The following is a 20,295-nucleotide window of genomic DNA, read 5'->3' as shown; positions in this document are numbered from 1 at the left end:
TACTTGCAACCCTTCCGAGCTATTTTTTTATCACTTATTCTCTTTCTTATCAATAGGATAGGTTATCCTTCACGAAACAAGCGGTTCCTTCAACAAACCTCCCGTTTCGACGCTCAAAAAACGCAAGATTTAGACGATCGTTTAGACTAGTCGTTTTTAAATAGCGACGATTTGTTAAGGTCTTGAATGATATTTAATTAACACTATTATTAATATTAAATTTTCGATTTATGAACAAGAAATTTACAACGTTTTTGGCTAGCGCCATGCTTGTATCTGCTTTCTCTGTAGGTACGGTAGCGGCGTATGTCGGAACTCCAGTTGCTCCGCAAGCTACAATGGCTGCGGAAGAAACTCCGGATCCTAATGCGACGATAACGCCTAAAAAAGGGGAGGCCGTTTTGTTTCAAAACGGTTCTGAGGCGAAGTTCTTAGGTATCACAAAAGGAACGACCTTCGGTTATATTACAAAGGAGACTGGGACTTCTCAGTTTACATTGGAGAACTTAAACAAGGCTACTTGGACAGTTTCGGAGAAGAAGACCGTTTTAGGTCAAACGGTTTATTCTTTTGTGAACAAGAATACAGGCTTGACTTTCGCTGTAGATCCTTCTTTGGCGGCAGAGGCTGTTATGCAAGAAGACGGTGAAACGGTAGATGCGGCTAAAACCGCTAAGAAAGTTGAGGAGGCGGCCGTAGCCACTTTAGGGGGTAGCGCTACGGAGTGGGTAGTGAAAGATCTTGACGGCAGCGGCAAAACTTTGGTTTCTTATGTGGATGGTAATAAATATGTTTATCTGGCGACCAGATCGTCTGATGGCAAGATGATCTTGGTTAAGGGATCAAGTACTTCTTTAACGGGAACATCTGTATTATCTATCGGATTGAACCAAGGTAATATTCCGCAGGAGTTAGAATTAGGAGCAAAGGATTTAAATACCTTGTTGCAATCGGCAGTTGAAAACTCTTTCCGTTTGAATATGACTCCGGAGGTTACTTCTGGAAAGAAAAATCATTTGACGGCGACCGACCTTGTTGCGGAAGACGCTACTGAAGGCTATGTACTTTTACAGGCTAAAGACCAGAAAAAAGATGATGCGCAGTTGTATGTTGTTGTTGATACCACTTATTATGGCGGTACGGAAACAGATGGTTCCTTGCTTACTTATACGTATGATGCCTATGGGCCTAAAAACGACGATGGCTCTTTAAAGGATACGAAATCTATTACGGGTACCGTGGAGGGTGAATCAGTTACATATACAACTCTAAAGAACGGACGTTTGCAAGGCTCTTATAAGTATAAGTTTACTTATAATGCAGTAGATGACAAGCTTTATGTCCAAGTGAAGGACGCTATGCACCAAGTGCCTCGCAGAGAGGATGAGACAGATGCCGCTTATGCTAAAAGAATAAAGGACAGCTTTGATAATGCGAAATGGCAATCCGCTGAAAACGTAGTAAACGACAAGTATATTTATATGGCTAGTCTAGCCAGTGTAAATGTATTGTCATTGAATACGGATGAGACGGAAAAAGAAAAAACAGGTGTGGTAACTCAAAACGTAAAGATTACTATCGGTACGAGTTTCACAGGTTTGAAACCGACTACAATCCCCGATGGTGTTTATACGGTCCAGTTTAAGGCTAAGGCAGGAAATCCGAAGTTCGCCCAAAACGGTACTTATGCGTTGGCTAACCTTGCTGGTGATTTCGGCTGGGCTGATCAGGCTAAGAGACAAGATTTCAATCATATGCCGGCTGCTCAATGGGTGGTTAAAAAGAATGGAGTTTCTACTACGTCTGCGGTCACAATCAAGAACCGAGAGTTCAATGATTGGGGAGCTGATGCGTCTGCTGAAAGTGTTTTGCCTAAGACTTCAACCCAATTCTATGCGGTGGAAGGTAGCGGTGATGTCTTTTATTTCAATGGAACAATGCCCGATACATTGACCTTCACGAAGGTAGCGGACGAATTAGTCAAGGATACGAAGTTGGGTTATAAGTACGTAACCGCTAACGAGGCTATGGTGCAGACCTATACATTTAATTACTTGCATGGCTTGTCATTAGACAAATATTTATACACCCCGGCAGGCAAGGACTCTATCGTACGTGTAGACGAGAATGATGGCAAGTCCAATTTCCGTTTGATCTTGAAAGTCAAGGATGACAAATATGGCTATGAGAATGGCTTGGTAAGAAACGCTTACTATGTATCTGATGGCAAGGGACATTATATCTCTTATGACTCTGACGCTAAAAAGTATATGATGAAATCCGAGCCTACTTTGTTCTTCTTGAAAGAGAACAATTGCGATAATGGCAAGCATTACTATGCGTTAGTGAAGGCTGTGGAGCGTACGCATGCAGTTGGTGAGGGCTCATTCTTCACTTCTGATTATTTAGGTAAAGAGGTTAAGGAAGGTAAGATCGATGGTAAGGAGCTTGCTAAAGTGAAAGACGAAGAAAATACGCTTCTTTACGACAAGGATGGCTATCGTTTAATTAAGGACAACAGCGAGATCAAGAAGGCTTATGTGTATACGTTGAATGAAGATGAAAGTAAAGTCATATTTGACGAGATTGAATTAACTTCAGTTGCTGAACAAAAACACAAATCAACGGATTATGCTACTGTCAAGGTTTCTGTGGATGATAACACGTTGGATTTGACGGAAGGAAAGTTGAATGATAAGTTCGATGATGGCACTGACAATGAGATCCGTACTTCCGCTTTTGCGGTAGAGGTTGACAACTCTCCATTGTATCGTCGTTTCGACAACGCCGAGTTGGAAGAGAGCGAGACAGCTGACAGCTTATTCTTCGTAGAAAAGATCCGTAAGGAATACTTGATGGATGAGTGGAATAAGAACTTGACAGATAAGAAGGTTGATTACGCTGGTATCTGGAATAAGGAGAAAGCTGATGGTAAATTGGCGTTCATCGTTGATACCGCTTGGGTAAACCGTGGCGCTGGCAATATCAAGCCTCAATATTTGGTGTCTGTAGCTCGTCAGGATCAAGCCGGTACTCCGGGTGTTCCTTGTACATATGCTCATAATCATTTCGACAACGCCGGAAATCCTGTAGAGGCAGATAAATGCTCACATGCTACTCCTGCTAGCCAAGGCTTCAACTACGGTAAGTATTTGGTAAGTTTCGGTGACTCTGCCCTTATTAAAGGCAAGGAATACAAGACTCCGTATATGGATATTGACGGTGGTTATACTCGCGTTGGTTTCGTAAAGGCTATCCACGCAGGCGACAGTTTGTTCATCTTGGTGAATGATTTCGCTAACATGAAACCGGAAGAGTTGAATGTTGAGACAATTATCAAAGCTTATGAGAAAGCTAAGATCAACGAGACATATATTGTAAACTTGCGAGGCGACAACCATAAGAACGTAACTTGGTCATTCCGTTACGTAAATCCGGATAAGGCCGCTCAAGCTTACGAGGATGGTAAAGAGGGTGAGAACAATGAGTTCATGTTCGAGTCTAACATTTATTCCGAGACTGCTGACGCTGCTGTTACGGGTAATAAAGGTAAGGCTACTGCAGGTTACAAGGAAGTTAAGGCCGGTTCCATAGCTCCTCAATATGCCGCATGGTTGAAGATGCAGAACGGTTGCTTGGTATTAACTCGTGGTGATTCAGAGTTCAGCGCAGCTAAGACTGGTTCTGACGGTGCCTTGATCTTCAACGCATATCAGAAGACTGATGCTGAGGATATGGTAACATCTATCGAAGGCGCTAACGCTGAAGGCGTATCTATCGTAGCCGGCAACGGTACTGTAACCGTTCAAGGCGCAGCCGGTAAGTCTATCGTTATCACGAATATCTTAGGTAAGGTTGTCGCTGAGACTGTTCTTACCTCCGATAACGCTACAATCGCTGTACCTGCCGGTATCGTAGCCGTAGCTGTTGATGGTGAGGAGGCTGTAAAGGCAATCGTGAAATAAGAAATAAACGAAATAAGATAATCATACGATTCCCGTGCGGGTATCGATCCAAGTAATCCGTGACGGATGAACAGGCGGGAATTGGATTAATATTAATACTAAAGTAATAAATTAAAGTTCATCCGTAAGTACTTCCGTGAGGATGGAAGCGGATAAAAAGACAAGTCCTTGGCAATGTGTTCGCATGCCAAGGACTTCGTGTTTATACTTGCCTTCGTCAGACCTAATGAGTGTATGAATTGTTTAATTCTGCGTAAGCAACTCCGTCAGCCTCTTGACCCCTTCCGAGGCCCCGGCCTGTATATGCTCGATATCGTTGCGATAAGTACGTACATCTTTCGGGTCGATCAAGTAGATCGGTTGGCCCCGGCGCACGTAGTTTAGTAATCCGGCAGCAGGGTAGACGTTTAAGGAGGTACCGATAATCACGAAAATATCACAATCTTCCACCAGCTTGATGGAAGGCTCTATCATGGGTACCGCCTCTCCAAACCATACAACGAAAGGACGTAGCTGATTTCCGTGAGGGTCCTTGTCGCCCAGATGAATATCCGGGTTCTCCGGCGATAGATTGTAGGTCGTGTCCAGATCCCTTACGGAGCATGCCTTCATCAACTCTCCATGCAGATGGATCACGTGGCTGCTACCTGCGCGTTCATGTAAGTTATCGATATTCTGGGTAATGATCCGTACGTCGAAATCTTTCTCCAAGGCGGCAAGGCCGAGGTGACCGGCGTTAGGTTTCGTATTCAATAGCTCTCTTCTGCGCTGGTTGTAGAAGTCGAGAACCAATTTAGGGTTGGCGGCGAAGCCTTCCGGCGTGGCGACATCTTCCACCCGGTATTTCTCCCATAACCCGTCCGAGTCACGGAAAGTGGAGATACCGCTCTCTGCGCTCATTCCCGCTCCGGTAAGTATGACTAACTTTTTCATCTGTTACTTGTTTAATGTATAGATGTATATATTAATAGTTACGAAGTTACGACTTTATTTCGTAAAAAGCTTTGAATGAAATAAAAAGTTCTTACAAAATGCTGTTATACGATTAAAAGCATTACTTTTGTGGCTTATAATTAGTTGAACAAGAAAAAAGAATGGATAAAGTAAGTTATGCGCTTGGCTTAAGTATCGGAAATAATTTCCAGAACTCAGGCATCAAGGATCTTCAAGTGGAAGATTTTGTACAGGGATTGAATGACGTCTTAACAGAGGCAAAACCTGCTCTTAGTTATGATGAGGCAAAACAAGTGATCAATGATTACTTCATGAAGCTTCAACAAGAGAAACTGGAGATCAATAAGAAAGCCGGTGAGGAGTTCCTTTCTATCAATAAGCATAAGGCTGGTGTGGTAGAGTTGCCTAGCGGTTTGCAATACGAGGTGCTGAAGAATGGTACAGGCGCTAAACCTACGGCGAACGATAAGGTAAAATGCCACTATCACGGTACGTTAATCAACGGTCAGGTGTTTGATAGCTCCGTACAGAGAGGCGAGCCCGCCGTATTCGGTGTTTCACAGGTAATCCCGGGATGGGTAGAGGCCTTGCAGTTGATGCCGGTCGGTTCTAAATGGAGATTGTTTATCCCGTCTAACCTTGCTTATGGCGAGCGTGGGGCAGGTGAGGCTATCGAGCCGAATAGTACGTTGATCTTCGACGTTGAGTTATTAGATATCGAAAAATAATATATAAGAGTTAAAGAAAAATGAAAAAGTTAAGTGTATTAGTCGCTACAGTGATTGTAGCAATGGGCGCATCTTTCACCTCTTGCGGTGATTCTCACAAAAGCGCGAGCTTGAAGACTTCTATCGATAGCGCAAGCTACGCTATTGGTATCAGCACAGGTGCCGGTTATAAGGAAAACTTAAAGACTTTGCCGGGTGGTGAGGCTAACGTAGATGATTTGATCGCTGGTTTTATCCAAGCTATCAAAGGGGATTCTTCTGCGATGAAGATGAATCCGCAACAGGCTCAACAATATTTGCAGACTTACTTCGTAGAGGCTCAGGCTCGCGAGGCTAAGAAGACAAAAGAAGAGGGCGATAAGTTCTTGGCGGAGAATAAGACAAAAGAAGGCGTTATCACGACTGAGAGCGGCTTGCAATATAAGGTAGAGAAAGAAGGTACAGGCGCGAAGCCGACCGCTACCGATAAGGTAAAAGTTCATTATACCGGAACTCTATTGGACGGTACTAAGTTTGATAGCTCCGTGGATCGTGGCGAGCCGGCTGAGTTCGGTGTTGGCCAAGTAATCAAGGGCTGGACTGAGGGCTTGCAGATCATGCCGGTCGGTTCTAAATATATCTTCTGGATCCCGGCTGAGTTGGCTTATGGCGAACGTGGCGCAGGACAAGATATCAAACCGAACAGCGTATTGAAGTTCGAGGTTGAGTTGCTTGACATCGTAAAAGAATAAGTAGCGAAGAAATAGAAACGGAACGTTTGTAAGATAATAGGCGGGCAAATTATGCTAAAAAGCATTTTTTGCCCGCTTTTATTATTTATTGATTACTTTTTTCTTTCAGAATGATATATGATTCAAATTTATTATATACTTTTGATACATTAAATCTGAATGCATATAATAAAGCGAATTTAAAATGGAGAAGATAGACAAACTGGACCGGCAGATATTGAACATTATTTCAAAGAATGCTAGGATTCCTTTTAAAGATGTTGCCGAGGAGTGCGGTGTATCTCGTGCAGCTATTCATCAACGGGTTCAACGCATGATTGATATGAATGTGATCGTTGGCTCAGGGTATCACATCAATCCTAAAATATTGGGGTATAATACATGTACCTATATCGGCGTGAAATTGGAGCGTGGATCTATGTACAAGGATGTTGTCCCGGAATTCGAGAAAATACCCGAAGTGGTAGAATGCCATTTCACTACGGGTCCGTATACGATGCTGATCAAGCTGTATGCCCGTGATAACGAGCACTTGATGGAGCTTTTGAACTCCAAGATTCAAGAGATACCGGGTGTTACGGCTACAGAGACCTTGATTTCTTTACGCCAAAGTGTTAAACGTGAGATCCCTATCTGTAATATCAATGAATAAGACGAAGAATTATACATGAGCCCGGCCTATTCCAGTGCCGGGCTTTTTTGTTTATTCGGCGGTATCATCTATCTTTGTAATTCGTAATTGTGTGAGGTTCTATGAGTAAATATATAGGAATATTCGTTTTCGTATTCAGTTTGTTTTCTTTGGGAGTACATGCGGGGGAAAGTTTTCGTTTTCGGGTGTATTTGAAAGATAAAGGGGATTCCGGTTATACGCTGGATAACCCGGAGGAATATCTTTCCAAGGAGTCTGTTGAGCGACGGAACCGGCAAGGTATATCGGTGTCGGAATCGGATTTGCCGATCGCTCAAGCTTATCTGGATACCTTGTCCGCCAATGGAGGAAAACCGGTGCTGGAGAGTAAATGGTTCTCTACGGTCGTGGTGTCCAGTCCGGATAGCTTGGTCGCTGAGCGTCTCTTGCGCCTCCCGATCGTGGATTCCGTGAAATGGGTTTGGAAAGGTGACGAGGAAATCGATATTCCTAGGGAGGAGAATGATACGACACGGTTTATGCCAATAGATAAACCGGAGAAATCGCCTTACGGTTATGCCGAGGAGCAGATCAAGATGCTGAACGGTATCAAATTGCATGAGGCGGGCTTTAAGGGTAAGGGTATGCGTGTGGCCGTGGTCGATGCCGGTTTCATGAACGTGGATCGGATCAGCGTATTTGATTCCTTGCGGTTATTAGGAACGCATAACGTGGTTTTCCCCGGCCGAAGCGTTTTCATCGGGGATGATCATGGGACGAAGGTCTTATCTTGCTTGGCCGCTGATGCGCCGGGCTTGATGGTCGGTACGGCTCCCCAAGCCGAATATTGGCTGATAAAGAGCGAGGATAGCCGTTCGGAGTTTCCCATCGAGGAGGATTATTGGACGGCAGCTATGGAATTTGCCGATAGCGTGGGAGTGGATGTGGTCTCTTCTTCGTTGGGGTATTTCTCTTTTGATGTAGAGGCCCTGAACTATCATCAAGATCAATTGGACGGGAGGACTTCCTTGATCAGTCGTGCCGCTAAGATGGCTTCATCAAAAGGGATCTTGTTGTTTAGTAGCGCCGGCAACGAGGGGGGCGGTAGCTGGGGAAAGATAACCTTTCCTGCGGATGCCCCGGATATATTGACAGTGGGCGCTATCACGGATCGTAAGAAGAAAAGTAATTTCAGTTCTGTCGGCTTTACGGCGGATTACCGGGTGAAGCCGGATGTGGTTGCCTTGGGTACGGGCTGTTGCGTGATAGATCCTACGGGGAATATCCGTTATGCGAATGGTACCTCTTTCGCTACGCCGATCTTAGCGGGGTTGGGTGTTTGTCTATGGCAAGCGTTTCCCAGTCTGACGAATAAGGATATAATCTCTCTTTTGCAGCGTTTCGGCAGTAAGTTTGAGCAACCGGACGCTGAGTTGGGATATGGCATCCCGGATGTGTACAAAGCTTATAAACAAGAGCGTAAATATGCGGCCGAATCTAAATAACTTATCGGGTGAGAAAGAGGCTCTATCTTTGTTAGAGCTGAATACCCGCATACGGGGTGCGTTGTCGAGGGCTTTCCCGGAGACTTGCTGGGTGCGTGCGGAGATGAGCGATGTGCGGGTGAATACTTCTTCCGGACATTGTTATCTGGAGTTTGTGGAGAAGAATGTGCAGACCGGGCAATTGGTGGCCAAGGTACGAGGGTCTATCTGGGCGAAGACGTTTCGTATGTTGAAACCTTATTTCGAGATGGAGACCGGTCAGATGTTCGCTTCCGGCTTGAAAGTGTTGGTGAAGGTGTCTGTTGAGTTCCACGAGTTGTATGGATTGAGTCTTACGGTGCTTGATATAGATCCGGCTTATACGTTAGGTGATATGGTGCGTAAGCGTATGGAGATTATCCGTCAATTGCAGGAGGAAGGGGTCTTTACACTGAATAAGGAATTGCCTTTTCCGCTACTTCCTAGGAGAATCGCTATCATTACTTCTCCGACGGCTGCCGGCTACGAGGATTTTATGAATCAGTTGACACGGAATAAAGGAGGTTATCCGTTCTATACCAAATTATTCCCCGCCTTGATGCAGGGAGAACGGACGGAGGCTTCTGTAATAGCGGCTTTAGACCGGATTTATCAACATCAAGATCTTTTTGATGTGGTCGTGATTATCCGTGGAGGTGGGGCTACCTCGGACTTGAATAGCTTCGATTCTTATCTGTTGGCGGCGAATTGCGCTCAATTCCCTTTACCGATTATCACGGGTATCGGGCACGAACGGGATGATACGGTTGTAGATTTGGTAGCGCATACCCGGATGAAGACACCGACCGCTGTCGCCGAGTTCCTTATTTCCCGAATGGATAGCGTTGGTGAGGAGTTGGAGAGTTTGCGTCAAGACGTGAGTTTATTGGCTATGGATATTCTATCCCGACAGAAAAACTATTTACAATTGGTAGCGACCCGTTTCCCTTCTATCGTGACAAGCCGGATCGAGCGGAATCGTTCGGGACTGCAAACGATAGCGAGCCGTTTACCTGCGATGGCATCGGGTTTGTTATCACGCCGCCAGTCGGTGCTTGAGAATACGGAACTTCGCTTGCGGAACGGTATTACCTCTAAACTTTCCGAGAGTGGGCGTTTTATCCAGCTTACGGAGCAGTTTATCAAGATGGCTTCTCCTGATTATATATTGAAGAGGGGATATAGCTTAGCCTTGAAAGATGGCAAGATTATCAAACATGCCTCTGATTTGCGAGCCGGCGAAGAACTGACGACTCGCTTCATCGATGGTGAAATAAAAAGTATTATCAAACCATAGAGGGTGGTTTTATAACCGTCCGATAAATACATAATTAATATGGCGAAGAAAGAAGAAACATATAACGAGGCGATCGAGAAACTTCGTAAGATCGTGGCTGAGATCGAGAATGGAGACTTGGATGTCGATATCCTGTCCGAGAAGGTAAAAGAAGCTACTCGTCTGATCAAGCTTTGTAAGGAGAAGCTGTATAAAGTGGATGAGGAAGTTAAAAAAGTTTTGGAGGAATTGGATTGATGGATAAGTACGTCTTGATCGTTGCCGGGGGGAAAGGGCTTCGTATGGGTGGAGATCTGCCGAAGCAGTTTATTCCTATGCGGGGGAAACCTCTTTTGATGCATACGTTAGAGGCTTTTCATCGTTGGGATGCTTCCGCACGTATAATCCTTGTGCTTCCGGAGGATCATCAGCCGTATTGGAATATGCTTTGCAAGGAAATCGGCTGCAAGGTCCCGCATGCGATCGTGAAAGGGGGAGATACTCGCTTCTTCTCGGTTAAGAATGGGTTGGATTGGCTTTTGGCGGAGAGGCGTCGGAAGGGGGAGGAGGATAGCGGTCTGAGTTTGGTCGCTGTGCACGATGGCGTTCGTCCTTTCGTCTCTCCGGAGGTTGTTGAGGCCTGCTTTGATAAAGCGGCTGTCACGGGAGCCGTTATCCCGGTTGTTCCGATGATTGATTCCCTGCGTGAGACAGATGAAAAAGGGAGCCATCCGGTGGACCGTTCCCGCTATATGGCTGTACAAACCCCGCAAGTCTTCCATTTGGAATTATTGACAAAAGCCTATGAGCAACCTTATTCGTCTTTATTTACGGACGACGCTTCCGTGGTGGAGGCGATGGGGTATGCGATTGATACGGTTCCCGGTGATCGTGAGAATATCAAGATTACCACGCCCTTTGATTTGTTAATAGCGGAAGCGATGTTTGCCCGGTAAACCCTAAAAACTCATAGACGTTATGCTGGACCTTGATAAGCGATCGATTACGTACTTGCCGGGAGTAGGACCCAAGAAGGCGGATATCCTGCAAAAGGAAGCGGGGATATCGTCGTATGAGGACTTGCTCTTTTATTTTCCTTATAAATATATAGATCGCAGCCGGTTTTATAAAGTAGCTGAGATCAGTGGGAATATGCCTTATATCCAGTTGAAAGGCCAGATTCTCTATTTCGATACGCTAGGCGAGGGGCGGAGTAAACGGCTGGTCGGCAAGTTCTCGGATGGTACGGGCACGATCGATTTGGTCTGGTTCAAGGGCTTGAATTATGTGACGGATAAGTATCGTCCCAATACCGAGTATATAGTTTTCGGAAAGCCTACGGAGTTCGGTCATACCTATAATATACCACATCCGGATATTGATTTATTGGACCAAGCGGATCAAGTGGCGAGAGGCTTGACCCCGTTCTACAATACCTCGGAGAAGATGAAAAAGTCGTTTCTGAATTCCCGGGCGATCCAGAACCTGCAATATACGTTGTTAAGCTGGCTGAACTGGAAACTTCCGGAGACGCTTTCCCCCGACGTATTGAAACGGATCCATATGATGTCTATGACAGAGGCGATGCGGAATATCCATTTCCCGGAATCTGCCGCTAAGTTGCGTGACGCCCAGTTACGTTTGAAGTTTGACGAGCTTTTCTTCATACAATTAAATATATTACGTACTGCTAGTGTTCGGAAACTGAAGCTAAAAGGGATCATATTCCCGACGGTCGGCCATTATTTCAATACGTTCTATAAAGAGTATCTTCCTTTTGAGTTGACGAACGCCCAGAAGCGGGTAGTCCGTGAGATCCGGATCGATATGGGTAGCGGGCGGCAAATGAATCGCCTGCTGCAAGGTGATGTGGGGAGTGGCAAGACTTTGGTAGGCTTATTGTCTATGCTATTGGCGATAGATAATCATTGCCAAGCTTGTATGATGGCTCCTACCGAGATCTTGGCGACCCAGCATTATGCGACGATCATGGGATTCCTGAAAGATATGGACGTGAAGGTCGCTCTTTTGACTGGATCTACCAAGAAGAAGGAGCGGGATAAGATATTACCGGCTATTGCCAGCGGTGAGATCCAGATCGTGATCGGGACGCATGCGTTGATTGAGGAGACGGTGGTTTTCTCTTCGTTGGGATTAGCGATTATCGATGAGCAGCACCGTTTTGGTGTGGAGCAACGCTCACGCCTTTGGATGAAGAATGCTATCGTGCCGCATGTGCTGGTGATGACGGCTACCCCGATTCCCCGTACTTTGGCGATGACTTTGTATGGGGATCTGGATGTATCGGTGATCGATGAGTTACCTCCGGGACGTAAACCGATACAAACGCTTCATCGCTATGATAATAAAAAGGCGCAATTGTATGAGTTCCTTCGGAAAGAGATACAAAAGGGGCGTCAGGTTTATGTGGTATATCCGTTGATTGAAGGAAATGAGAAACTGGATTATAAAGACTTGGAGGCCGGTTTTGAGACGTTCAAGGAGGTTTTCCCTGAATATAAGGTATGTATGGTACATGGCCGTATGAAAGCGGCGGATAAGGATACCGAGATGCAGAAGTTTATCTCCGGCGAGGCGCAAATCTTGATGGCTACTACGGTTATAGAGGTTGGCGTGAACGTGCCGAACGCATCCGTCATGGTGATCGAGAGTGCTGAACGTTTCGGCCTCTCTCAACTTCATCAGCTTCGTGGCCGGGTAGGACGTGGTGCTGAACAATCCTATTGTATCTTGGTCTCATCCTATAAACTAAGTAATGATACTCGTAAGCGATTGGAGATTATGGTGAACAGTACGAATGGCTTTGAGATCGCTGAGGCGGATCTCCGTCTCCGGGGACATGGAGATTTGGAAGGTACCCGACAAAGTGGCGAGGGGATAGACCTTAAAATAGCGGACTTGGCGGCCGATGGACAAATACTTCAGTATGCGCGGGATATCGCTCAAGGAGTTCTTGACGAAGACCCCGAATTATTGTCCGAACAGCACCGGATATTGAGCGAAAGGCTCAAAACTCTGTTCACAAGGAAGATAAATTGGGGAATGATTAGCTAATATGTTGTGAAACATATTGTTCTGTAAGTCTTTGATATTTAGTTCGTTTATTCGCTTGTTTTGCTTTTATTCAAAGTCATTGCAGAAATTTTTCGTTAATCAATTTTGTCGGCTTATTCAAATTTCCGAACTTTGACAAGTTGACAATCAGGCAGAGATGCCGGGTATTGCCGTTTTATCCTGAATTATAAGAATGAAAGTTATCAAAAAATGAGTATAAGGACATTTCTATTCATTTGTTGTGCCGCTGTGATGGTATCGACTGCTAATGCGGAGAACCCGGTGAAACCGGAAACTCCGGAGACTCCCAATCATCCAACCCACAAACTTATGGACAAGCGTGTATCTGAGTTAATGGCTGACCGTGTTGGCTTTAAGAAAGATATGGCTTTGAAGGAGCTTGCGGAGATTAATGAGAAAGCGGAGTTGGAGGCGAGAGAGAACTTGATGTTCCCTGCCGATGAATTATATGGCGAATGGACAAATGAATGGGTGAATCCTTTCCGGGGTAAAAAGGTAGATATGCCGGATTCTTGCGTAATCGATTGTTCTACTTTTGTCTTGCCTATGGACTCTATGACAAGGGTCACTTCAAAGTATGGTCCTCGCCGTAGACGGATGCATAAGGGGATAGACTTGAAAGTGCAAATTGGAGATACGATCCGTGCGGCGTTTGACGGCAAGGTGCGTATCAAGAATTTCGAGCGTAGGGGATATGGCTATTATCTTGTGATTCGCCATCCGAATGGTTTAGAGACTGTATATGGTCATTTATCTAAATTCTTAGTAGGTGTGAACGATATCGTACGGGCTGGAGATCCGATCGCTTTAGGGGGAAATACAGGACGCTCTACGGGATCTCATTTGCATTTTGAGACTCGTTTTCTTGGACAGGCTATTAACCCGGCTGATATTATTGACTTCGAGAACTCAATACCTCATCAGGATCAATATGTGTTTCGTAACGTCAAGATTAACGGACGTAAGAGCAATATCTATACATCTTCCAATAGTCAGATGGTGTACCATCGTGTAAAATCCGGTGATACCTTAGGTAAAATCGCACGTATATATGGTACGACAGTGAATGAGCTTTGTCGTTTAAATGGATTGAAATCTACTTCTATGTTACGTATCGGCCAGTCCATTCGTTGTAGTGCCGGTGTGGAAACCGCGGCTAAAGCGACTCCAAAAGCTCAAACTCAAAAGAAATCGACTGCTTCCGTATCTTCTAAGAAAATCACGGTACAGGCAAGTTCTTCCGCTACCGCTTCTTTAGGAGAAGACACGAATACAATGAATGATGTGGAGGCTACTTCGGTTTATCATCGTATTAAATCCGGTGATACGCTTGGCGCTATCGCTAAAAGATACGGTACTTCTGTTAGTAAACTCTGCGAATTGAACGGTATCACAAAGACTACCGTGTTGCGTTTAGGACGCTCATTACGCTGTTCATAACGATATATAAGATGTAAGGAAACGAAAAGGAGCCGCTTATAAAGTGGCTCCTTTTCGTTGTAACCTCTTTTCATTTATCTTATTAGCTTTTGTTGTCTTGAATTTTCGAGAACATCTACGTCTTTTTTCCTATATTCGCGGGTATAATCTAGGATAGTATGCCAAATACAAAGGAACAATTCGAGCAAGTGATCTCCCTGTGCCGGGAGTTGTTCGGGAAGAAGTTGAAGGATTACGGGCCGTCGTGGAGGATTATGCGTCCCCAGTCGGTTACCGACCAAATATTTATCAAGGCGAACCGTATCCGTAGCTTGGAGATTAAGGGGACGAGCATGGTGGACGAGGGAATCCGTCCGGAGTTTATCGCCATCGTTAATTATGGTGTGATCGGTTTGATCCAGTTGGGGTTGGGATTCGCGGATACGACCGATATCACGATAGATAAAGCCTTGGAATTATACGATAAATACATCACTGAGACGAAGGAACTGATGTACGCCAAGAATCACGACTATGATGAGGCGTGGCGCAGTATGCGTATCAGCTCGTACACGGATCTTATTTTGATGAAGATTTATCGGACCAAGCAAATCGAGAGTCATGGAGGCAAGACACTCGTCTCCGAGGGAGTGGACGCTAACTACATGGATATGATCAATTATGCCCTCTTCGGCTTGATTAAGCTGGAGTTTGGTGAGGAGTGAGCTACATGGAATATAAGGAAACCGTAAAGAAAGTGATTGCGGAGGTCTGCCGCCTGTTATTGGGAGTTGTCTTTATCTTCTCCGGGACGGTGAAGGCTGTCGATCCCATGGGAGGTGCCATTAAGATTGGCGACTATCTGACTTCCTTTGGGCTGGATAAGCTGCAACCCTTTACGGTATTGATCTCCTTTAATTTGTCCGCTCTGGAATTCATGCTGGGTGTCTGTATGCTATTGGGGGTGTACCGGCGGTATACGACCTTCTTGACCTTGCTGATGATGTCTTTCATGACGCCGCTGACGCTGTATCTGGCGATTTTCAATCCCGTATCGGATTGCGGTTGCTTCGGGGATGCCTTGGTGATCAGTAATTGGCAGACCTTCTATAAGAATGTCGTACTTTTGGCCGCCGCTATTTACGTGTTCATCCATAATCAGCGGCTTTTACAAGGCTATACCTACCATGTCTACTGGTTCGTGGCCTTGTGGGCATATGTCTTCGCTATCGGTTTCGCTTACCGGAATTATAATCATTTGCCGATCTTGGATTTCCGTCCCTATAAGTTGGGTGCGAATATCCCTGCCTTGATGTCGATACCGGAAGGTGCGCCCGAGGATGAATATGCGTATTCTTTTATTTACGAGAAGGATGGCGTACAGAAAGAATTTTCTTTGGAGAACGCCCCGGCCGATGATAGCACGTGGACTTTCGTGGATTCAAAGACCAAGCTGATCAAACAAGGATACGTTCCCCCCGTTACCACATTTCATATCTATAATGAGAATGACGCAGACGTGACTGATGAGTTGCTGAACGACCCGAAAGGTCTTTTCCTTTTGATCGCTCCCCGTCTGGAGAATGCGGATGATGAGCGTATCGACGAGATTAATAACGTATACGATTACGCCTTGGAGAACGGCTTGGGCTTCTATTGCGTGACGGGTTCTTCCGCTGATGCTATCGCTACATGGAGCGATAATACCGGTGCCGAGTATCCGTTTCTTATGGCCGATGATGTCCTTTTGAAAACGATCATCCGCTCCAATCCGGGATTGGTCTTGCTGAAGAAAGGTACGATCTTGATGAAGTGGCATTACAACGATATCCCACAGGAAGAAGACCTGAAAACGATCGTAAACGGCTATCTGGAAGGAAATACCGACTGGAAAGCGAAAGAAGATGCCCGGCTAATAACCAACCTATTAAGTTTTACCGTACCTTTGTTGCTGGTTTGGGGATACGATGCCTTGCGCAATCGCCGTCGCCGGAAAGGAAAAGAATCTGAATAGAGATTTATTTGTATTACATATTTAAATTATTAAGTTATGAGAAAGAATATTGTTGCAGGAAACTGGAAAATGAACACTACTCTTGCTGAAGGTCTTGCTTTGGCTAAAGGTTTGGACGAGGCTTTGAGGGGTAAGACTCCGAATTGCGATGTGATCATCGGTACTCCGTTCACTCACTTGGCAAGCGTTGCTGCCGCTATCGATACAAACAAGATCGGTGTTGCAGCTGAGAACTGCGCTGACAAGGAAAAAGGTGCTTATACAGGTGAGGTTTCTGCCGCTATGGTAGCTTCTACTGGCGCGAAATATGTGATCTTAGGCCACTCTGAGAGACGTGCTTATTATCATGAGACTCCGGAAATCTTGAAGACGAAGGTTGAGTTGGCTTTGGCTAACGGTTTGACTCCGATCTTCTGTATCGGTGAGGTTTTGGAGGAGAGAGAAGCCGGCAAGCACTTCGAGGTAGTAGACGCTCAGATCGCTGGTTCTTTGTTCGATCTTTCCGCTGAGGATTTCGGCAAGATCGTCTTGGCTTACGAGCCGGTATGGGCTATCGGTACAGGTAAGACTGCTTCCGCTGAGCAAGCTGAGGAGATCCATGCTCACATCCGCGCTACTTTGGCCGCTAAATATGGCAATGAGGTAGCTGATAACTGCACGATCCTTTACGGTGGTAGCTGTAACGCCGGTAACGCTAAGGAATTGTTCGCTAAACCGAACGTAGACGGTGGTTTGATCGGTGGCGCTTCTTTGGCCGTTGACAAATTCATGCCGATTATCGAGGCTTTTTAATTAATTCATAATAAGAAGGTATCTTTCCCCTCAATGAATGGGGAAAGATACTCTTTTTAATATTCTATCTATGAAAAGAATTCCTTGTATCTTATTGCTATTTGCCTTTATGATGGCCGGTACTTCATCTTTATTCGCTCAGACGGCGTTGGAAGGTGAGCGTTCGACCATATTCGATGCGTTGCAGAGATCCGGTTTGGGAAAAGGCGAGGTCGTTATCAATCAATCCGCCGCTATCCGCGAGATGGTGGGTGAGCGTATGCGTGGAGCGAACGTGGAGACGACCGATAGCCTTACCTTCTTGAAGGTACAAGGGTATCGTACGCAGGTATTTTCCGGTAATAACCAACGGGTCTCGAAAGACGAGGCTTTTCGTAAGGAGAAGGAAATCAAGGAGCTTTTTCCAGAGATCCCGACGTATGTCACTTACAACGCCCCGTTCTGGAAGTTGCGTGTGGGAGATTTCCGCTCGCATGAGGAGGCCTATCATATGATGCGCCTGTTGATGGGTGCTTTCCCGAAATACGGGAAGGAAATGTATATCGTACGAGAAGAGATAAAAATTCCCCTAAATTAAAGAGAATGTCAGAAGTAAACGAAGAGACGCTACGTGCCCGGGAAGCTTTGGCCGGCCATTATAAGGAAGTATTGGGTTTGCTGGGTGAGGATGCCGGGCGTGAGGGTCTGCTTAAAACGCCGGAACGTGTGGCGAAAGCCATGCAGTTTTTAACCAAGGGATATCATGAGGACCCGGAGGCGGTGCTCCGTTCCGCCATGTTTCAGGAAGAGGATTACAAACAGATGGTTATCGTGAAAGATATCGATTTCTTCTCCCTTTGTGAGCATCATATGTTGCCTTTCTTCGGCAAGGCCCACGTGGCTTATATCCCCAAGAAATATATTACGGGCTTAAGCAAGATCCCTAGGGTAGTGGATATCTTCGCCCGCCGTCTCCAGATACAGGAGCGTATGACGATGCAGATCAAGGATTGCATCCAGAGGACCTTGGACCCGTTGGGCGTGATGGTCGTGATCGAGGCGCAACATATGTGCATGCAGATGCGTGGCGTGGAGAAACAAAATTCCTTGACGACTACCTCTGATTTCACCGGCTTTTTCCAACAAGCTAAGACGCGCGAGGAGTTTATGAATCTGATCAAGCATAACCGCTGATCATCTCCCGTCATAGCTTACTCCAGTTTAGCCGTATAACTGATCCGCAGTGATACGGCTTTTATTATATCCCTACATTTCCATTAGTTGGGGCACAGTCGTGAAATATATAGGCGGGATGCAACTTTTACGGAGACCTATTCATCAATTAGATATAAGGACATTAAAAATATCAAGTTATGAAGACCAACAATTACCTATTCCTGTCGCTCTGTCTCTGCATACCTTTGTTTGCGTTGACTGGGTGCGACAATGATTCTTTCGGAGAACCTTTCGGAACCGATACTGAGCGATATGATATACCTTTGGATACTAAATCGATAGAGGTAAACGCTAGAGGGCAGAAGTTCGCTTTTAATTTTTATAAGGAAATGGCTGGCAAGGAGGAGTCGAATTTTTGTATCTCTCCTTTAAGCGCCTCCTTTTGTTTGGGTATGGTATTGAATGGGGCGAATGGTAATACGTATACAGAGCTACAAGAAGCCTTAGGTTATGAGGGCTTAACCAACGAGGAGATAAACGCTTATGCCCAAATGATGCAGACGGAGCTTCCCAAGTTGGATGGTCGTACTGTTTTCATGAATGCGAATAGTATGTGGATCAAGGATGATTTCCAAATGCTGGAACCATTTGTAAAGACCAATCAGACATATTATAATGCCGAGGTTTATAACGAGCCGTTCAATATGGAGACGGTGGACAAGATCAACCATTGGTGCGCCAATAAAACGAATGATTTGATCCCTAAGATGCTGGAGACAATCAGTCCCAATACATTGGCATGCCTGATCAACGCCATTTATTTCAAGGGAGTGTGGAAAATGGAGTTCGATAAGGGAGATACAAAGGACAAGCCGTTCCATCTAAAGGACGGATCAGAGATCAAAGTTCCTACCATGAAACAACAAGCGACAAATTATTATTATGGTGATGAGCAGGTATCTGTCGTGGAACTACCTTATGGAAACGGAGCGTTTAGTCTGGTTCTTTTTATGCCGTCCGATAAGAAGAAAACCTCGCTAGATGAGTTGATTGCGGACTTGGATGCGGATCGTTGGAACCAGTGGATGAGCAACCTGAGTTCTTATTCGTTCGACCTCTATTTGCCTCACTTTACGATGGAATCAAGTATGGATTTAACAGATGTGATGAGGACATTGGGAGTCAAGGATGCCTTTAAGTCGGAGGCAGACTTCACGAATATATCAACCGAACAGCCTTTATTTATAGGCTTGATAAAACAAAATACCTTTATTAAGGTCGATGAGTCCGGCACGGAAGCCGCCGCTGTTACGATAGTAGATATGGATACAAGTGCGCTTCCTCCCGCTACCACTTTAAAGGAACTTCGTTTTGATCATCCCTTCGGCTATGTCTTAAAGGAGAATAGTACGGGTGCCATTTTATTCGCAGGCCGAGTGGATCATCCCAAGTCTTAAAATAAATCAGTGTGTGTACCGGTATCGGTCATGATCAAGACCAGTTCGGTATCGTTTTGTTGCCATATTAAGAGCCAGTCGCTTTTAATATGGCATTCCCATAAGCCCTCAAATTTACCGCTTAGTTTATGGGGGTGATATTGCATTGGGAGGGAACCGGTTTCTTGAAGAATGCCGATAACTCCCATAGGAGTTCTGGATTGCAATTCCTTTTCAAGCATTTCTTGAAACTCTTATCAAATTGCTTGGTAGTCTGTACGTCGTACATGGTTTATTGATTTAGCAAATGCTTTTTTAGATCTTCCATATCTTTGGCCTTATAAACCCTTCCTGCCTTGATATCCTCCAGCCCCTTCTCTATACCGGACTTCTTCCTGCCGATATTCCAACCGAATTTCTTGGCCAGTTCTTTGAGCAAGGCCATGTCTACCTCCGGTAAGGTAATTTCTACTTTCTTGACTGTCACTTCCATATCTTGGGTTGTTTATAGATTGTATGTGACAAAAATACGTTTTTTTATTGAATTGATAATCATCTTTGAGAGATTTCGAGAA

At 45.2% G+C, this 20,295-nt stretch carries 18 protein-coding genes and 1 pseudogene; 16 read left to right on the top strand and 3 right to left on the bottom strand.

Annotated elements, in window-relative coordinates:
• The first annotated feature begins 230 nt into the window (after positions 1-230).
• Complete coding sequence (locus DW033_RS12815) at positions 231-3,965, top strand: DUF6383 domain-containing protein (protein WP_005866547.1); 3,735 nt, start codon at positions 231-233, stop codon at positions 3,963-3,965.
• A 243-nt stretch (positions 3,966-4,208) separates the two neighbouring features.
• Here the strand turns inward: DW033_RS12815 and DW033_RS12810 are convergent, their stop codons facing one another.
• Positions 4,209-4,898 (bottom strand): NAD-dependent deacylase, encoded by a 690-nt coding sequence (locus DW033_RS12810; RefSeq protein WP_005866555.1) that lies wholly within the window; start codon positions 4,896-4,898, stop codon positions 4,209-4,211.
• 161 nt (positions 4,899-5,059) lie between these two features.
• On the opposite strand from DW033_RS12810, the gene DW033_RS12805 reads away from it, so the two are divergent.
• From DW033_RS12805 to DW033_RS12735, 15 genes are all read left to right on the top strand, one after another.
• Positions 5,060-5,647, top strand: a complete 588-nt coding sequence (locus DW033_RS12805) for an FKBP-type peptidyl-prolyl cis-trans isomerase (RefSeq protein WP_005866557.1) — start codon at positions 5,060-5,062, stop codon at positions 5,645-5,647.
• A gap of 20 nt (positions 5,648-5,667) precedes the next feature.
• Positions 5,668-6,378: an FKBP-type peptidyl-prolyl cis-trans isomerase gene (locus tag DW033_RS12800; protein ID WP_005860960.1), complete on the top strand. Its 711-nt coding sequence runs from the start codon at positions 5,668-5,670 to the stop codon at positions 6,376-6,378.
• A 184-nt stretch (positions 6,379-6,562) separates the two neighbouring features.
• Positions 6,563-7,030, top strand: coding sequence for an Lrp/AsnC family transcriptional regulator (locus DW033_RS12795; RefSeq protein ID WP_005860962.1), 468 nt, complete (start codon positions 6,563-6,565; stop codon positions 7,028-7,030).
• Positions 7,031-7,131: 101 nt separating this feature from the next.
• Positions 7,132-8,514 (top strand): S8 family serine peptidase, encoded by a 1,383-nt coding sequence (locus DW033_RS12790; RefSeq protein WP_008773976.1) that lies wholly within the window; start codon positions 7,132-7,134, stop codon positions 8,512-8,514.
• Positions 8,495-9,829, top strand: a complete 1,335-nt coding sequence (gene xseA, locus DW033_RS12785; protein ID WP_005866561.1) for an exodeoxyribonuclease VII large subunit — start codon at positions 8,495-8,497, stop codon at positions 9,827-9,829. Before DW033_RS12790 ends, xseA begins: the two co-directional genes overlap by 20 nt.
• A 39-nt stretch (positions 9,830-9,868) precedes the next feature.
• Positions 9,869-10,066 carry an exodeoxyribonuclease VII small subunit gene (gene xseB / locus DW033_RS12780; protein ID WP_005860969.1) on the top strand — a complete coding sequence of 66 codons (198 nt, stop codon included), beginning with the start codon at positions 9,869-9,871 and terminating at the stop codon, positions 10,064-10,066.
• On the top strand, positions 10,066-10,764 hold the full coding sequence (locus DW033_RS12775) for a 2-C-methyl-D-erythritol 4-phosphate cytidylyltransferase (RefSeq protein WP_122382806.1): 699 nt from the start codon (positions 10,066-10,068) through the stop codon (positions 10,762-10,764). Before xseB ends, DW033_RS12775 begins: the two co-directional genes overlap by 1 nt.
• A gap of 22 nt (positions 10,765-10,786) precedes the next feature.
• Complete coding sequence (recG, locus tag DW033_RS12770; RefSeq protein WP_121962150.1) at positions 10,787-12,883, top strand: ATP-dependent DNA helicase RecG; 2,097 nt, start codon at positions 10,787-10,789, stop codon at positions 12,881-12,883.
• Positions 12,884-13,093: 210 nt separating this feature from the next.
• Complete coding sequence (locus tag DW033_RS12765; RefSeq protein ID WP_009018423.1) at positions 13,094-14,344, top strand: M23 family metallopeptidase; 1,251 nt, start codon at positions 13,094-13,096, stop codon at positions 14,342-14,344.
• A 158-nt stretch (positions 14,345-14,502) separates the two neighbouring features.
• A complete protein-coding gene (locus tag DW033_RS12760) occupies positions 14,503-15,048 on the top strand; it encodes a DUF1599 domain-containing protein (RefSeq protein WP_057327999.1) in 546 nt (181 codons plus the stop codon).
• A gap of 5 nt (positions 15,049-15,053) precedes the next feature.
• Positions 15,054-16,337, top strand: a complete 1,284-nt coding sequence (locus DW033_RS12755; protein WP_036611642.1) for a BT_3928 family protein — start codon at positions 15,054-15,056, stop codon at positions 16,335-16,337.
• A gap of 36 nt (positions 16,338-16,373) precedes the next feature.
• Positions 16,374-17,129, top strand: coding sequence for a triose-phosphate isomerase (gene tpiA / locus DW033_RS12750; RefSeq protein ID WP_122382805.1), 756 nt, complete (start codon positions 16,374-16,376; stop codon positions 17,127-17,129).
• A 70-nt stretch (positions 17,130-17,199) separates the two neighbouring features.
• Positions 17,200-17,706, top strand: a complete 507-nt coding sequence (locus tag DW033_RS12745) for a hypothetical protein (protein WP_005860984.1) — start codon at positions 17,200-17,202, stop codon at positions 17,704-17,706.
• A 5-nt stretch (positions 17,707-17,711) separates the two neighbouring features.
• A complete protein-coding gene (folE, locus tag DW033_RS12740; protein ID WP_009018420.1) occupies positions 17,712-18,302 on the top strand; it encodes a GTP cyclohydrolase I FolE in 591 nt (196 codons plus the stop codon).
• A 179-nt stretch (positions 18,303-18,481) separates the two neighbouring features.
• Positions 18,482-19,741: a serpin family protein gene (locus DW033_RS12735; RefSeq protein ID WP_122382804.1), complete on the top strand. Its 1,260-nt coding sequence runs from the start codon at positions 18,482-18,484 to the stop codon at positions 19,739-19,741.
• On the opposite strand, the pseudogene DW033_RS12730 reads toward DW033_RS12735, so the two are convergent.
• Together DW033_RS12730 and DW033_RS12725 are read right to left on the bottom strand one after the other, a co-directional pair.
• Positions 19,738-20,009, bottom strand: a pseudogene (locus DW033_RS12730) (type II toxin-antitoxin system YafQ family toxin). The gene DW033_RS12735 and the pseudogene DW033_RS12730 overlap by 4 nt on opposite strands.
• A gap of 3 nt (positions 20,010-20,012) precedes the next feature.
• The gene (locus DW033_RS12725) at positions 20,013-20,213 is read right to left on the bottom strand and encodes a hypothetical protein (protein WP_034532133.1); all 201 of its coding nucleotides are present in this window, start codon (positions 20,211-20,213) and stop codon (positions 20,013-20,015) included.
• Positions 20,214-20,295: the final 82 nt, after the last annotated feature.

The organism is Parabacteroides sp. AF39-10AC, assembly GCF_003635405.1.
Taxonomy (GTDB): Bacteria; Bacteroidota; Bacteroidia; order Bacteroidales; family Tannerellaceae; genus Parabacteroides; species Parabacteroides distasonis.
The sequence above is the reverse complement of the archived record's forward strand: the minus strand, read 5'-3'. Positions and strand labels throughout refer to the sequence as shown.